The organism is Streptomyces sp. NPDC001056 (assembly GCF_053598955.1).
In genome coordinates this window covers 94,532-109,181 of sequence record NZ_JBSFLI010000004.1, presented here as the reverse complement: position 1 = coordinate 109,181, position 14,650 = coordinate 94,532, and the positions used below count along the sequence as shown (strand labels likewise).

The following is a 14,650-nucleotide window of genomic DNA, read 5'->3' as shown; positions in this document are numbered from 1 at the left end:
ACATGGGATGTCCGGACGTCCAGATGTCCGGCCGACGAGAGGCAGGCCGCACGTGCCGTCATGTCTTCGCGCCCGACTCAGATCCGTACTCGCCACGGCCGCCTTCATGACGGCCGCTCTCCTCGCGCCCCCGCTGTCCGCCCACCCGGCCCACGCGCAACCGGCCCGGCAGGTCCAGCAGGCTCGGCAGGCCGCGGGATCCCCCGAGTTCGAGCAGCAGGTGCTGTTCCGGGCGTCCCAGGACCCGGGGTACACCTGCTTCCGTATTCCGGCGATCGTCAGGACGAGGGACGGCACCCTCCTGGCCTTCGCCGAGGGCCGGGTCCTCAACTGCGGGGACGCCGCCGACATCGACATCGTGGTCAAGCGATCCACCGACGACGGCCGCACCTGGAGCCCGTTGCGCGTCGTCGACGACGGCGCGGGCGACACCCACGGCAACCCGGCGCCGGTCGTGGACCGGACGACCGGCCGCGTCTGGATCGCCGAGACGTACAGCACCGGCCGCACGGACAGCGCCAGTTGCCCGGTCCCCTGCGACCGCACCCCGCATCTGCAGTACAGCGACGACGACGGACTGACCTGGTCCGCGCCGCGCGATCTGAGCCCCGAGATCCTGCCCGCCGACTGGAACTCCTGGTACGCGACCGGGCCGGTGCACGGGATACAGCTGACCAAGGGGCGGTACGCGGGACGGCTGGTGTTCGGGGTCAACGCCGAGACGTGGAACGGCAGCCGGGTCACCACCGATCACGCGGCGCTCGTCGTCAGCGACGACCACGGCGGCCACTGGCGGATCGGCGCCACCGACACCTGGCCCATCGCGGACGACGGCACCTTCCGGCAGAAGCCGTCCGAGATGGCCCTCGCCGAGCGGGGCGACGGCTCGATCCTGGTCAACGGGCGGGAGACGGACGGCACCGATCTCGGCCACCGCACCCAGGCCCTCAGCCGTGACGGCGGCGACAGCTTCACCGCGCCGTTCCACGCCCTGCCCGACCTGTACACCCCGCAGGTCCAGGGGTCGATGCTGCGCCTGGGCGACCGCATCCTGCTGGCCTGCCCCGCCGACCCCGACCGGCGCCGCACCATGATGATCCGCTCCTCCTACGACGGCGGCCGCACCTGGGACAGCGTGGACCGCGGCACGGTCGTCACCACCGACTGGTCGGGCTACTCGGACCTGGTGCGGACGACCGGGGACACCGTGGGCCTGCTCTACGAGGGCGGGGCGGTGGACGCGCGGGACGAGATCCGTTTCGCCCGGTTCACCGAGGACTGGCTCGCCCCGCGCCGGAGCCCCGACCCGGTCACCCCGGATCTGACCCCGCGGGCCCGGCCGGCCGCGGTGCTCGGCGGCCCGCAGGAGACCGACGGCGTCTTCGGGGGCGCGCTGGCCTTCGACGGCACGGACGACGCGGTACGTCTGCCGTACCGCGCGAGCCTGCCGCTCGGGTCGAAGGACTTCACCGCGTCGCTGTGGTTCCGGTACTCGGCGACGACCGGTGAGCAGCCGCTGCTGTGGATGGGCGGGACAGGGACCAGCGAGCCGCAGGTGTGGCTGCGTGGGGAGCCGGCGAACCACCGGATACAGGGGCTGATCACCGTGCGCGACGGCGCGGCGGCGCCGCGGACGGTGTACGTGCGCACCGGCACGGCGTACAACGACGGCCGGTGGCACCACGCGGTGCTACGCCGCGGCGGCGGCACGCTGTCGCTGTTCGTCGACGCCACGAGGGCTTCGGTCGCCGACGTACCGGGCTCGGTGAGCCGTGACTCGCCGTTCGGCGTGCACATAGGTCAGCGCATGGACAGCCGGGCCTTCTTCACAGGAGCGATCGACGAGGCGCACGTGTGGGACCGGGCGCTGACCGACGAGGAGCTGGCGGACCCGAAGACGCTGCGGTCACCGAAGGACACGGTTCTGTGGCTGCCCCTGGACCGGGTGAGCGGCTGACTTCTCGGCGTCACCGCCCGCTTGGGGCCCGGCGGTGCCCGGCTCCTCGCCCCCGGTGGCGCCGCTCGCCTCAGCCCCGCCGGCGCCGTCGTCCTCCGCCCCGGCACTCCCGTCGGCGGCCTCGGCGTCCGCCCCCGGGTCGTGGGCGCGGCGCTTGGCGATGACCGCGCAGACCATCAGCTGCATCTGGTGGAAGAGCATCAGCGGGAGGACGGCCAGCGAGGCGTGGGCGCCGAAGAGGACGCTCGCCATGGGCAGGCCGGAGGCGAGGGACTTCTTGGAGCCGGCGAACTGGATGGCGATCCGGTCCTCCCGGCCGAAGCCCAGCGCGCTGCCGCCGTACCAGGTCCCCACCAGCATCACGGCGAGCACCGCGGCCTCGACCGCGAGGAGCGCGCCGAGCCGTGCGGGGCTGACCTGGTGCCATATGCCCTGGATCATGCCCTCGCTGAACGCGGTGTAGACGACGAGCAGGATGGAGCCGCGGTCGACCAGTCCGAGGACCTTCTTGTGCCGGGTGATGAAGGCGCCGATCCAACGCCGCAGTACCTGCCCGGCGAGGAACGGCACCAGCAGTTGCAGCACGATCTTGACGAGCGAGTCGGCGGAGAAGCCGCCGCCGCTGCTGCCGAGCAGTCCGGCGGCCAGCAGCGGGGTGACCACGATGCCGACCAGGGAGGAGAAGGAGCCGGCGCAGATCGCCGCGGGCACGTTCCCGCGCGCGATGGAGGTGAAGGCGATGGACGACTGGATCGTGGAGGGCACCAGGGTCAGGAAGAGCAGGCCCTGGTAGAGCGGCTGGGTGAGCAGCACCGGGACGGTGGCGCGGGCGGCCAGGCCGAGCGCGGGGAAGACGACGAAGGTGCAGGCCAGGACGGTGACATGGAGCCGCCAGTGGCGCAGTCCGTCGAGCGCCTCGCGGGTGGACAGGCGGGCGCCGTACAGGAAGAAGAGGAAGGCGATCGCGGCGGTCGAGGCGCCCGAGGCCACGGTGGCGCCGGTGCCGTGGGCCGGGAACAGCGCGGCCAGGCCCACCGTGCCGAGGAGCAGCACGATGTACGGGTCGATGGGCATCCAGCTCGGCCAGCGCAGGCGTGTCACGGTGCTCCGATGGGTGTGCGACGGCGGTCCGGTCCGGGCCCCGTGGGACCCCTCTCATGATCCCCCGCCCCGCCTCGATCGGGAAACCAGCACACCATTCTCACTGTCATCATGAGACGCGATAGCCGCGTACGCTGAGGGCGTGTACGACCCCACCCAGCTGCGGACCTTCCTCGCGGTCGCCCAGACGTTGAACTTCACCCAGGCGGCCCGGCGGCTCGGTGTGCGCCAGTCCACGGTGAGCCAGCACGTCCGCAGGTTGGAGGACGCGGTGGGGCGGCCGCTGTTCGCCCGGGACACCCACTCCGTGGAGCTGACCGAGGACGGCGAGGCGATGCTGGGCTTCGCGCGCCGGATCCTGGAGGCGCACGAGCAGGCGACAGCGTTCTTCACCGGGACCCGGGTGCGGGGCCGGTTGCGGTTCGGCGCGTCGGAGGACTTCGTGCTGACCCGGCTGCCGGAGATCCTGGAGGACTTCCGCTCCGACCATCCCGAGGTCGATCTGGAGCTGACGGTCGAGCTGTCCGGGATCCTGCACGAGCGGCTCGCCGCCGGGAAGCTCGACCTGGTGCTGGCCAAGCGGCGCGCGGAGGACCCGCGCGGGGCACTGGTGTGGCGCGACGACCTGGTGTGGATCGGCGCGGAGCGGCTGCGCCTGGACGCCGACCGACCGGTCCCGCTGATCGTCTACCCGCCGCCCGGCATCACCCGGGCGCGGGCGTTGGAGGCGCTGGAGCGGCAGGGGCGCGACTGGCGGATCGCCTGCACCAGCGGCAGCCTCAACGGGCTGATCGCCGCGGCCCGCGCGGGCCTCGGGGTGATGGCGCACTCCCGCCGGCTGGTCCCGCCGGGGCTGATCCGGCTGCCGGAGCGCGCCGGGCTGCCGGAGCTGGGCAAGGTCGACTTCGTCCTCGTGCACGGCCGGGGCAGACCCGGGACGCGGGAGGCGGCGGACGCCCTGGCGGCGGCCGTCCTGGCCGGCGGGGAGCGGCTGCGGCGCCACGGGGGCTGACGGCAGTGTGGCGCGCTTCACAGGGGTGCGGGCAGCGGCCCGGACGCCGGGGGCCCCGGGGGCTGCGGGTTCCGCGGGCGGCGCCGCCCCGCACACGCCGTGGTCTTGGCCGTAACCGCCCTGTACAGGGGGGTAATCGGCGCGTACAGATTCAGTGGAGATTACGGCGCCGAAACCTACTGACCCGTCAGTATTGTGTCCGTCCCTTCCCCATGTGCGGGCATTTTCCGGACAACGCTCGGGTGGAAGGCGAGGTTTGCTCTGTTTCCGCCCCCCTCCCCTCCCGTCAGGGTGTGAGGTAGCTTTCACGGCGCTGTGCCGAGCATCACCGGCGCGTTCAGGCAGCGAGGATCGGGGAGCGAGGATTGCGCGAGTTCACCAACCCGCCTCTCACGTCGGCACCGCCGGTGGGTGGTCTGGCCGATGTGGTCTTCGAGCACGCCCTGACGGATCCGGGGCGTGTCGCCCTCGGCCGCAAGGACGCCGCCGGAGAGTGGCGCGATGTGACCTCCGCCGAGTTCCGTGACGAGGTCCTCGCCCTGGCCAAGGGCCTGCTGGCGAGCGGGGTCCGGTTCGGCGACCGGGTCGCGATCATGTCCCGTACGCGCTACGAGTGGACGCTGTTCGACTTCGCCCTGTGGACGATCGGCGCCCAGGTGGTGCCGGTCTACCCCACGTCGTCGGCCGAGCAGTGCTTCTGGATGCTGTACGACGCCGAGGTCACCGCGGCGGTCGTGGAGCACGAGGACCACGCGATGACCATCGCCACGGTCATCGGCCGGCTGCCACGGCTGCGCCAGCTGTGGCAGCTGGACGCGGGCTGCGTGCAGGAGCTGTACGACGCCGGCGCGCACCTGGACGACGAGGTCGTGCACCGGCACCGCCAGGCCGTCACCCCGGACTCGGCGGCCACCGTCATCTACACCTCGGGCACCACCGGCCGCCCCAAGGGCTGTGTGCTCTCGCACGGGAACTTCATGTTCGAGGCGGACAGTGTGGTGGGCCGCTGGGAGCCGGTGTTCCACTCCAAGCGCGGCGACGAGGCCTCCACCCTGCTGTTCCTGCCGCTCGCCCATGTCTTCGGGCGCATGGTGGAGGTCGCCACGATCCGGGGCCGGGTGCGCCTCGGCCACCAGCCGCAGCTGAACGCGGCCGCCCTGCTGCCCGACCTCCAGTCGTTCAAGCCGACGTTCATCCTGGCGGTGCCGTACATCTTCGAGAAGGTGTTCAACGCCTCCCGGCGCAAGGCGGAGAAGGAGGGCAAGGCGGGGCCGTTCGAGAAGGCGGTCGACGTCGCGGTGCGGTACGCGGAGGCCGTCGAGGCGAAGGCGTGGGGACTCGGGCCGGGGCCGTCGGCGGGCCTGCGGATGCAGCACCAGCTGTTCGACAAGCTGGTGTACGCGAAGGTCCGCGCCGCGATGGGCGGCCGGATCCGCAACGCCATGTCCGGCGGCTCGGGCATGGACCGCCGGCTCGGGCTGTTCTTCGCGGGCGCGGGCGTGCAGATCTACGAGGGCTACGGCCTGACCGAGTCGACGGCCGCGGCGACCGCGAACCCGCCCGAGCGCACCCGGTACGGCACCGTCGGCCAGGCGATCCCCGGGACGACCGTGCACATCGCGGACGACGGCGAGGTCTGGCTGTACGGCGGCAATGTCTTCCAGGGCTATCTGAACAACCCGAAGGCGACCGACGGGTCGCTGCACGACGGCTGGCTCGCCACCGGCGACCTCGGCTCCCTCGACGAGGACGGCTATCTGACGATCACCGGCCGCAAGAAGGAGATCCTCGTGACCTCCGGCGGCAAGAGCGTCTCGCCCGGGGTGCTGGAGGAGCGGGTGCGCGATCATCCGCTGGTCAGCCAGTGCATCGTGGTCGGCAACGACCGCCCCTACATCGCGGCCCTGGTCACGCTCGACCACGAGGCCGTCGAGCACTGGCTGCAGATGCGCGGCAAACCGCCGATGGCGCCCGCGCAGCTGGTGCGGGACCCGGATCTGGAGACGGAGGTGCGGCGCGCGGTGGTCGCCGCGAACACGCTGGTCTCCCAGGCCGAGTCGATCCGTACGTTCCGGATACTGGCGCAGCCGTTCACCGAGGAACACGGTCTGCTGACACCGTCGTTGAAACTGAAGCGGAAGGCGATCGAAAAGGCGTACGAGCGCGAGGTCGAGGCTCTGTACAGATCCTGACATCCCGGGCGGGTCAGGAATGGATCGCCGTGTGTGATCGTTGACGATGGAGTACCACGTTGTCGACAAGCGAAGGATCACCAGCTCGTGAGCAGCAAGGTCCCCCCGATCATCCTCAACAACGGCGTCGAGATGCCCCAGTTGGGCTTCGGCGTGTGGCAGGTTCCGGACGACGAGGCCGAGCGGGCCGTCGGTACGGCGCTGGAGGCCGGGTACCGCAGCATCGACACGGCCGCGGCGTACGGCAACGAAGAGGGCACCGGCCGGGCCATCGCGGCCTCCGGTCTGCCCCGCGAGGAAATCTTCGTCACCACCAAGCTCTGGAACAGCGACCAGGGGTACGACGCGACACTGCGTGCCTTCGACACGTCGCTCGGCAAGCTGGGGCTCGACCATCTCGACCTGTACCTGATCCACTGGCCGCTGCCGGCGCGGGACCTGTACGTCGACACGTACAAGGCGCTGGAGAAGCTGTACGCCGACGGGCGGGTCCGGGCCATCGGTGTCTCCAACTTCCTGCCGGAGCACCTGCGGCGGCTCGCGGACGAGACGTCCGTGATCCCCGCGGTCAACCAGATCGAACTGCACCCGCACCTTCAGCAGCACGCGGCGCGGGAGTACCACGCGGAGCAGGGCATCCGGACGGAGGCCTGGTCGCCGCTCGGGCAGGGCAAGGGGCTGCTGGAGGTGCCGGCGATCGTGGCGATCGGACAGAAGCACAACCGCACTCCCGCACAGGTGGTGCTGCGGTGGCACATCCAGCAGGGCACGATCGTGATCCCGAAGTCCGTGACGCCGTCGCGGATCAAGGAGAACATCGAGGTGTTCGACTTCAGCCTGGACGAGGAGGACCTGGCGGCGATCGGCGCGCTGAACGAGGACCGGCGGATCGGCCCCGACCCGGCGACGTTCGACATGGGCTGACGCGCGGGGCCGGCGCCAGGGGCGCCGCGCGGGCGGCGGCGCCGCGGTTCCCCGGGACGTGGGGCGCCGCGCGACCGGCCACGGCGGACACCGCGGACCACGGCGACGCCCCAGGGGCCTGTCGCGGTCAGAGCGTGTGCGGGTCCGCGTGGATCACGTCGAACTCCTCCAGCGCCACCACCGCGACGTGTGCCTTCGCCGTCCAGGACCGGCGGATCGTGGACTGCGCGGCGCGGGACGCGGACAGGGCGCGGCGGTCGGTGAACACCGTGCCCACCATGCCCCTGCCCCGGTCGCTGTCCAGCAACAGCGCCGTGCGGGCGAGCCCCTGCACCGTCTCCAGCCGTGGCAGCGCGGACGCGTGGAAGGTGTCGGCCAGCAGGTCCGCGTCCCTCGGGTCGAACTCCAGGCGGGTGACGCGCAGCGCGCCGCCCACCACCGGCCGGGGCAGCGCGTGGAAGACCGCGACGCGATAGTGCTCGACCGCCACCGACGCGGCGAACGGTTCCAGCAGGGCCGGGCGCCGCTCGCGCATGACCTCGTCGCTGTCGGCCTGCGCCTCCTCGGACTCCCACCAGCTGACCGTGAGCAGCTTGCCCAGCTCACGGTCGACGAAGACGCCCGCACCCCGGTAGCCGGGCCGTTCCTCCAGCAGCTCGTGGCCCCGGCTGTTGACGGCCCGCAGGGCCGAGCCGAGCAGGGCCGGATCCCCGGTCGTGTACACGGTGCGCACGAACATGAAGCCTCGCCTCCCGGGCGCGGATGACGCCGATCCCTCCCGTCACTCCAGTCTCACCATGGGCGCAAACCACCGCAATACGCGTGAGTTTCGCGCGTTCACCATCACCAGGGTTGACGCGCACATGGCGCCTGCGCCACCGTGGAACCGCCCGGTAAGGAAAGTTTCCTAACAGAAGGGTCCCCCACAGTGCGTCTTCGATCACTGACCCTCGCCGCGGCCTCCGGGGCCGCCCTGCTCGCCGCCGGACTCATGCCGGCACACGCGCTCGCGACCCCGGCGCCGAAGGCCGCCCGGGAGGGCTCGGTCAGCGCGGCCGACCTGCTCGCCAAGGTGAAGTCCTGCTCGCAGATCTCCAACGGCAAGTACAAGACCGACGACGAGACCTCGGCCACGGTCCCGGTGTGCGGCAAGAACGGCGCGGTGTTCTGGAAGGCCGACATGGACATCGACTGCGACGGCCAGCGCACCACCAACTGCAACGAGGACCGCGACCCCTGGTTCCAGGACGACACCGCCTTCCACCAGTCCGACGGCAAGCCGCTGAAGTCCGAGTCGCTGCCCTATGTGGTGGTGCCCAGCACCAGCAGCATCTGGAACTACTCGAACGCCGGGATCAAGGGCGGCGGTGTGGTCGCCGTGATCTACGACAACAAGGTGGAGTACGCCGTCGTCGGCGACACCGGTCCCACGAAGATCATCGGCGAGGCGTCGTACGCCACCGCCAAGGCGCTCGGGATCGACCCCGACCCGGCGACCGGCGGCGCGGACTCGGGCGTGACCTACATCCTGTTCAAGAACTCCAAGGTCTCCCCCATCGAGAGCCACAGCGCCGCCGTCTCCCTCGGCGATCAGCTGGCCCAGCAGTTCATAGCGAACAACTGACGCCGACAGTACGTCAGTTGGGCTGACCCAGCGGACGTACGACCACGGTGTTGACGTCGACCCCGGCCGGCTGCCGGATCGCCCAGACCACGGAGTCGGCGATCTGGTCGGCGGTCAGCAGGTGCCCCGGGGGCAGGCTGCCGTAGCCGTCCCAGAACGGGGTCTCCACCCGGCCGGGGGCGATCAGCGTCACCCCGACACCGAACTCGGTGACCTGGCGCCGGGTGTTCTCGGCGAGTCCCGTGACCGCCCACTTGGTCGCCCCGTAGAGGTTGCCGGGCGTGTTGACGAACCCGGCGACACTGCCGACGAGGACGATCCGGCCGCGGGTCTCCTTCAGCGCGTCGATCGAGGCGCGGATGAGCAGGGCCGGGCCGAGGACGTTGGTGAGGACCATCTCGGACCAGCCGGCCGGGTCGCCCTCGGCGACGGAGTCGTGGGTGGCGACGCCGGCGTTGGCGACGACGGTGTCCAGTCGGCCGTACGCCTTGAGCGTCCCGTCGACCGCGTTCCGCATGTCGTCGTACGCCGCCGCGTCACCCACGACCGTCCGCAGCGCCTCGGGATTCCCCAGGCCCTCGGCGAAGTCCCGCAGCCGCCGCTCCGTGCGGCCCGTGACGGTGACGCGGTGCCCCGCCTCCAGCAGTTGCCGGGCGACGGCCGCCCCGATGCCGCTGCCGCCGCCGGTGACGAGCGCGACCGGAGAGTCGTTCATGGTTTCCCCCTTGGATGTCGTCGGACGAGGGGGGAAGTCCACCACTTGAAGCGCTCTCGAAGTCAAGTGCCCCGTACGGTCAGGACGGGCGCACGGCCGTGTACACCGTGTGGGCGGACAGCACGAAGACGTCCGGCCGCTGGTGGACGCTCGCGGGGTCGGCGGGGTCCAGGAGCCGGTCGAGGGTGTCCCGGTCCTCGGCGGTGAGACCCTCGGCGAGGCCCTCGCGCAGGCGGGTGAGGGAGGCGGTGACGTAGGCGCGGGTCCGGTCGTCGGCCGGGGCGGGCAGATCGAGCAGGAAGCTGCGGGTGCCGGTGTGCCGCAGGCCCGCGGCGGTCAGCAGCGCCGGCCAGTCCTCGGTCTCGTCGACGGAGCCGGGCAGTTCGGCGCGCATGCGGGTGAACCACTCCTCCTCCAGGGCGTCGATCCGCGCCTGGAGTCCCGGGCGGCCGATGCCGAGGTCCCGGGGCAGGAAGCGGGAGGGCAGGCCGCCTTCGAGCAGGGCCAGGGTGCCACCGGGGGCGAGCCGCTGCGCGAAGGCGGTGAGCGCGGCCCGCTGGTCGCCGAGGTGGTGCAGGCTGCGGCTCGCCCACAGCAGGTCGGCCGGCTTCTCCAGTTGGTCGAGCACCTCGGGGAGTTCACCGGCGAGGGTGCCGAAGCGGTCCGCGAAGCCCTGGCGGCCGGCGCGGGCTCGGGCCCGGTCGAGGAGCGGCGCGGTGCCGTCCACGGCGATGACCCGGGCGCCGGGGAAGGTCTCGGCGAACAGGCAGGAGAGGACCCCGGGCCCGCTGCCCGCGTCCACGATCAGTCCCGGCTCCGCGACCTCGCCCGCGAGCCAGGACAGGGCCTGCCGGTACAGGGGGGTGAACAGTTCGGCCTGGGCCTCCAGGAGGGGGGCCATCTCGTTCCAGTCGATGTCCGTGCCGTGTCCGTGACCGTGGCCGTGCTTGTGGCCGTGGCCCGGTCCCTGGTCGCGGCCCTGTCCGTCGCCGTGTCCGTGGCCGTGATCGCTGTTGTGGTCGTGCGCCATGGTGGTCAGCCTCTCTTCCGGATGCCGTCAGGGTGCGACGGCACACCGGGCGGGGGCCAGTTCCGTTGCCGACCCGGCAAATCCCCGGCCTGGCGGCCGGGGAAATCCCGATGCCCCGGGCCGCTCCCCTCGTCCACCATCATCCGTATGGGCAACGACATGGTGGAGCGGTTCCTCGCCGACGGGTTCGTGAAGATCGAGGGCGCGGTGCCGCCCCGGGTCGCCGAGGACTGCGCGCGGCTGCTGTGGCGGGAGACGGGGTACGACCCCGAGGACCCCGGCACCTGGAAGGAACCGGTGGTGCGGATCGGCGGCATGGCGCAGGGCCCGTTCGCGGCCGCCGCCAACTCCCCCGTCCTGCACGAGGCGTTCGACCTGCTGGTGGGTGAGCGGCGGTGGCTGTCGCGGTACTCGCTGGGCACGTTCCCGCTGCGCTTCCCGCACCCCGACGACCCGGGCGACGCCGGCTGGCACATAGAGGGCAGCTACCTGCCCGAGGGCGCGACCTGGTTCCACACCAATCTGCGCTCACGGGACCGGGCGTTGCTGATGCTGTTCCTGTTCAGCGAGGTGACCGAGGAGGACGCCCCGACGCGGATCCGGGTCGGCTCGCATCTGGACGTGCCGCCGATCCTCGAACCGTACGGCGAGGCGGGTGTCTCGGGGCTGGAGATCGCACCCGCGCTGGTCACGGCGAGCGAGCACCGGCCGCTCGTCCTGGCCACCGGCCGCCCCGGCGATGTCTATCTGTGCCATCCGTTCCTGGTGCACGCGGCGCAGCCGCACCATGGCACCCGGCCGCGCTTCATGGCCCAGCCTCCGCTGGAGCCGGCGGTGCCGTACGAGCTGGAGCGGCCGGACGGGGCGTACTCGCCGGTGGAGTCGGCCATCCGCCGAGGGCTCGGGCGATAGCGAGAGCGATACCGGCAGCAGCAGCCGCAGCGACGGCGACGGCGACGGCGACGGCGACGGCGACGGCCCACCGAATCCTCGCGCCCGCTCGTGCCCGTCAGGGTTTACGGAAGGCGTGCAGGGTGAACGTCGGGTCCGCGCGCGGGCGGTCCTGGTCCGGGAGCGCGGCGAGCCGGGCGGAAAACGTCTCCCTGCGGGGATCGCCGGGCGGCAGCTGGCTGAACCAGCCCCGGTGCAGATCGGCGATGGTGCTGCGGGGGCTGCGGCCCTGGCCGACGCCGCGGAAGGCGGAGCGCCCCGCGGGCGCGAGTCCGTGCCGGGCGGCGTGCGCCGCGACGAGGGCGGCGGCGTCCGCGGCCGGGCGGATCGGGCGGCCGGCGAGGGCGGCCTCGATGTCGCTGCCCACGTCGTGCGCGGCGGCCTTGTCGACGGTGGTGACGTACACCCCGCCGGGCCTGAGGACGCGGGCGCACTCGGCGATGACGGCACGCAGATCGTCCGGATCGGTCAGCAGATGGAGCAGCCAGATGCTGATGACGGCGTCGAACGTGGCGCCGGGGAAGGGCAGTCGGCGGCTGTCGGCGCGGACGACCGCGCCGGGCAGGCGGACGGCGGCCCGGCGGATCATGCCGGGGGCGAGGTCCGCGCCGCTCACCCGGAGCGCGGGGCGGGCCGCTGCGAGCCGGCGGGTGACGATGCCGGTGCCGCAGGCGAGGTCGAGGAGGCGGCCTGGGCGGTCGGGTATCAGGTCGAGGACGGCGTCCGCGGCGGCTTCGGCGCGGGCCTCGCCGCCGCGTAACGCGTCGTAGACACGGGCTTCCTTGTCGTAGTCCAGCACATCGCTCAGTGTGCGCCGTGGCCCGGGGCGATGTCCTCCACCCTGCGGGCGAGGGTGAAGTCCTTCTCGGTGAGCGCTCCGCCGGCGCTGTGGGTGGTGATGGCGAGCTCCACGGAGTGGTAGCCGAGGGTGCAGTCGGAGTGGTGGTCCAGCTCGTCCTGGATGCCGGCGATGTGCATGACCAGCGTGGCCGCGGCGAAGTGCGAGGCGAGCCGGTAGGTGCGGGTGAGCCGGTCGCCGTCCGCGGACCAGCCGGGGAGTTCGGCGAGCCGGTCCTCGATCTCCTTCTGCGACAGCGGTGCGACGGCCATGGCGCGGGCTCCCTTCGGGGTGGGGGCGGGTCTGCGCCCAGCCTGCCACGCGCCGGGCCTGGACAGCCGGTCGACGCGTCCGTGCCCGGGCCGATACCGGCGGGGCCGCACCGCTCTTCCCGCCCGACCCGGGCGCGTCCGCGGGCGCGAGGTCGTTGTGGTGCGTACTCCTCGTTTAGGGTCGAGGTATGACCATGGTCGCCACCGAAGCTTCCGTGTCCACCGCCGCACCCGAGACCAGGGGGGTGGGTCCGCTGCTCCGTGCCTGGCGGGAGCGGCGCCGCATCTCCCAGCTGGAGCTGGCCCTGCGGGCCGACTCCTCCGCCCGGCACATCAGTTTCGTGGAGACCGGCAGGTCCCGGCCGAGCGAGGAGATGGTGCTGCGGCTCGCCGAGCATCTGGACGTCCCCGTGCGGGAGCGCAACGCCCTTCTGCTGGCCGCCGGTTACGCCCCGCGCTACCCGGAGACCCCGCTGGACGATCCCGCGCTCGACGCCCTGCGCGACGGGATGGAGCGGCTCATCCAGGGCTACGAGCCCTACCCGGCGCTGGTGGTCGACGCCGGGTACACGGTCGTCGCCGCCAACCGGGGGATCACCATGCTGCTGGACGGCGTGCCGGAGAAGCTGTTGCGGCCGGCGCCGAACGCGATGCGCCTGACGCTGCACCCCGAGGGCCTCGCGCCGCGGATCCGGAACCTCCGGGAGTGGCGCGGGCATCTCGTGGCGCAGATGGAGCGCCAGCTCGCGCTGCACCGCTCGGACCAACTCCGGACGTTGTACGAGGAGGTGACGGCCTATCCGGTCGCCGGGGACGCGCCGGGCGAGGAACCGGAAGAGCCGGTGCCGTACTTCGCGCTGCCGATGCGGATCGAGCACGAGGGCCGCATCCTGTCGTTCGTGTCGTCCATCTCCACCTTCAACACCCCGATGGACGTCACCGTCGCCGAACTGGCGATCGAGACCTTCCTGCCGGCCGACCCGGCGACCGCCAAGTACCTCCAGGGACTTGAGGGTTGACGATCCTGTGATCTTCGCTTCCGCTCGATCCGCTGTGCGAAACGGAGTCCCGTGACAGACTGCTGCGCGCCGAAGACGGCAGGGGAGGGCGTGGCGTGAGTGAGCGGCGGGCTGCACCCACCGTGGGTCAGGTGGTGCTCGGCAAGCGGCTGCAGGAACTGCGGGAGGCCGCGGGGCTCAGCCGTGAGGAGGCCGCCGGGGTCCTGCGGGTGGCGGCGGCGACGGTACGGCGCATGGAGACGGCCGAAGTCGGACTGAAAATACCGTACTTGCAGGTACTCCTGGAGACCTACGGGGTGGCGCGGGAGGAGGCGGCCGCGTTCGTGCGGCTGGCGGAGGAGGCCAACCAGCCGGGCTGGTGGCAGCGGTTCCACGATGTGCTGCCCGACTGGTTCAGCCTCTACGTCAGCCTGGAGGGCGCGGCCCGGATCATCCGCTCCTACGAGCCGCACTTCGTGCCCGGCCTGCTCCAGACGGAGGCGTACGCGCGGGCGGTGCTGGAGGCGGGGACCATCGGGCAGAGCGAGCCGGAGTCCGTGCAGCGGCATGTGTCGCTGCGCATGGAGCGGCAGCGACTGCTGGAGCGCGAGGATCCCCCGCACCTGTGGGTGATCATGGACGAGACGGTGTTCCGTCGCCCGGTGAGCACCTCCCCCGACGTGCTGCGCGACCAGTTGGACCGGCTGATCGAGTACGCCGACCGGGACCACGTCACGCTCCAGATCGCGGAGTTCGCGGCGGGCCCGCACCCGGGGACGTACGCGCCGTTCACCCTGTTCCGGTTCGCCGAACCGGAGTTGCCGGACATGGTGTTCACGGAGTACCTGACCGGCGCCCTCTACCTGGACGCGCGGCGGGAGGTCGCCGCGCATCTGGAGGTGCTGGACCATATGACGGCCCGTGCCGCCTCGGCGCGCCGCACGCGGGAGATCCTGCGGGAGTACCGCGCGGGGCTCTGAGTCCTACGACGCCGGGGTGCCGGGTCCCGCGACGCCGGGGTGCCGGGTCCCGCGAC

General features: G+C 72.1%; 14 protein-coding genes. 8 read left to right on the top strand and 6 right to left on the bottom strand.

The window, feature by feature from the left end; genetic code table 11:
• Positions 1 to 52 precede the first annotated feature (52 nt).
• A complete protein-coding gene (locus tag ACWDD7_RS06935; RefSeq protein WP_450456617.1) occupies positions 53 to 1,957 on the top strand; it encodes an exo-alpha-sialidase in 1,905 nt (634 codons plus the stop codon).
• Here ACWDD7_RS06935 and ACWDD7_RS06930 read toward each other — a convergent pair.
• Positions 1,907 to 3,031, bottom strand: a complete 1,125-nt coding sequence (locus ACWDD7_RS06930; RefSeq protein ID WP_450456732.1) for a bile acid:sodium symporter family protein — start codon at positions 3,029 to 3,031, stop codon at positions 1,907 to 1,909. The two genes, ACWDD7_RS06935 and ACWDD7_RS06930, sit on opposite strands and share 51 nt — an antisense overlap.
• A 169-nt stretch (positions 3,032 to 3,200) precedes the next feature.
• On the opposite strand from ACWDD7_RS06930, the gene ACWDD7_RS06925 reads away from it, so the two are divergent.
• The 3 genes from ACWDD7_RS06925 to ACWDD7_RS06915 all read left to right on the top strand — a co-directional run bounded on the left by ACWDD7_RS06925 (position 3,201) and on the right by ACWDD7_RS06915 (position 7,186).
• Positions 3,201 to 4,070 (top strand): LysR substrate-binding domain-containing protein, encoded by an 870-nt coding sequence (locus tag ACWDD7_RS06925; protein WP_450456616.1) that lies wholly within the window; start codon positions 3,201 to 3,203, stop codon positions 4,068 to 4,070.
• Positions 4,071 to 4,435: 365 nt separating this feature from the next.
• A complete protein-coding gene (locus ACWDD7_RS06920) occupies positions 4,436 to 6,262 on the top strand; it encodes an AMP-dependent synthetase/ligase (RefSeq protein WP_450456615.1) in 1,827 nt (608 codons plus the stop codon).
• An 87-nt stretch (positions 6,263 to 6,349) separates the two neighbouring features.
• Complete coding sequence (locus ACWDD7_RS06915) at positions 6,350 to 7,186, top strand: aldo/keto reductase (protein ID WP_450456614.1); 837 nt, start codon at positions 6,350 to 6,352, stop codon at positions 7,184 to 7,186.
• 127 nt (positions 7,187 to 7,313) lie between these two features.
• On the opposite strand, the gene ACWDD7_RS06910 is transcribed toward ACWDD7_RS06915, so the two are convergent.
• A complete protein-coding gene (locus ACWDD7_RS06910) occupies positions 7,314 to 7,925 on the bottom strand; it encodes an antibiotic biosynthesis monooxygenase family protein (RefSeq protein WP_450456613.1) in 612 nt (203 codons plus the stop codon).
• Positions 7,926 to 8,114: 189 nt separating this feature from the next.
• On the opposite strand from ACWDD7_RS06910, the gene ACWDD7_RS06905 reads away from it, so the two are divergent.
• Entirely contained in the window at positions 8,115 to 8,810 is a 696-nt protein-coding gene (locus tag ACWDD7_RS06905; protein WP_450456612.1) for a glycoside hydrolase family 75 protein, read from the top strand.
• A 13-nt stretch (positions 8,811 to 8,823) separates the two neighbouring features.
• Here the strand turns inward: ACWDD7_RS06905 and ACWDD7_RS06900 are convergent, their stop codons facing one another.
• Together ACWDD7_RS06900 and ACWDD7_RS06895 are read right to left on the bottom strand one after the other, a co-directional pair.
• Positions 8,824 to 9,525, bottom strand: a complete 702-nt coding sequence (locus ACWDD7_RS06900) for an SDR family oxidoreductase (RefSeq protein ID WP_450456611.1) — start codon at positions 9,523 to 9,525, stop codon at positions 8,824 to 8,826.
• Between the two features lie 79 nt (positions 9,526 to 9,604).
• Positions 9,605 to 10,555: a class I SAM-dependent methyltransferase gene (locus ACWDD7_RS06895; RefSeq protein WP_450456610.1), complete on the bottom strand. Its 951-nt coding sequence runs from the start codon at positions 10,553 to 10,555 to the stop codon at positions 9,605 to 9,607.
• A 147-nt stretch (positions 10,556 to 10,702) separates the two neighbouring features.
• Between ACWDD7_RS06895 and ACWDD7_RS06890 the strand changes: the two genes are divergently transcribed.
• Entirely contained in the window at positions 10,703 to 11,467 is a 765-nt protein-coding gene (locus ACWDD7_RS06890) for a phytanoyl-CoA dioxygenase family protein (RefSeq protein ID WP_450456609.1), read from the top strand.
• 97 nt (positions 11,468 to 11,564) lie between these two features.
• On the opposite strand, the gene ACWDD7_RS06885 is transcribed toward ACWDD7_RS06890, so the two are convergent.
• The gene (locus ACWDD7_RS06885; RefSeq protein ID WP_450456608.1) at positions 11,565 to 12,305 is read right to left on the bottom strand and encodes a class I SAM-dependent methyltransferase; all 741 of its coding nucleotides are present in this window, start codon (positions 12,303 to 12,305) and stop codon (positions 11,565 to 11,567) included.
• Positions 12,306 to 12,310: 5 nt separating this feature from the next.
• Positions 12,311 to 12,616 (bottom strand): 4a-hydroxytetrahydrobiopterin dehydratase, encoded by a 306-nt coding sequence (locus ACWDD7_RS06880; RefSeq protein WP_351866902.1) that lies wholly within the window; start codon positions 12,614 to 12,616, stop codon positions 12,311 to 12,313.
• 188 nt (positions 12,617 to 12,804) lie between these two features.
• On the opposite strand from ACWDD7_RS06880, the gene ACWDD7_RS06875 reads away from it, so the two are divergent.
• Positions 12,805 to 13,635, top strand: coding sequence for a helix-turn-helix domain-containing protein (locus ACWDD7_RS06875; protein ID WP_450456607.1), 831 nt, complete (start codon positions 12,805 to 12,807; stop codon positions 13,633 to 13,635).
• Between the two features lie 95 nt (positions 13,636 to 13,730).
• Positions 13,731 to 14,594, top strand: a complete 864-nt coding sequence (locus ACWDD7_RS06870) for a helix-turn-helix domain-containing protein (protein WP_351866896.1) — start codon at positions 13,731 to 13,733, stop codon at positions 14,592 to 14,594.
• Positions 14,595 to 14,650: the final 56 nt, after the last annotated feature.

What these genes read in the sequence shown, in the direction of transcription:
- ACWDD7_RS06930 (WP_450456732.1), bottom strand. Translation starts at nt 3,031, where the DNA reads ATGCCCATCGACCCGTACATCGTGCTGCTCCTCGGCACGGTGGGCCTG.
- ACWDD7_RS06880 (WP_351866902.1), bottom strand. Translation starts at nt 12,616, where the DNA reads ATGGCCGTCGCACCGCTGTCGCAGAAGGAGATCGAGGACCGGCTCGCC.
- ACWDD7_RS06895 (WP_450456610.1), bottom strand. Translation starts at nt 10,555, where the DNA reads ATGGCGCACGACCACAACAGCGATCACGGCCACGGACACGGCGACGGA.
- ACWDD7_RS06890 (WP_450456609.1), top strand. Translation starts at nt 10,703, where the DNA reads ATGGGCAACGACATGGTGGAGCGGTTCCTCGCCGACGGGTTCGTGAAG.
- ACWDD7_RS06875 (WP_450456607.1), top strand. Translation starts at nt 12,805, where the DNA reads ATGACCATGGTCGCCACCGAAGCTTCCGTGTCCACCGCCGCACCCGAG.
- ACWDD7_RS06900 (WP_450456611.1), bottom strand. Translation starts at nt 9,525, where the DNA reads ATGAACGACTCTCCGGTCGCGCTCGTCACCGGCGGCGGCAGCGGCATC.
- ACWDD7_RS06910 (WP_450456613.1), bottom strand. Translation starts at nt 7,925, where the DNA reads ATGTTCGTGCGCACCGTGTACACGACCGGGGATCCGGCCCTGCTCGGC.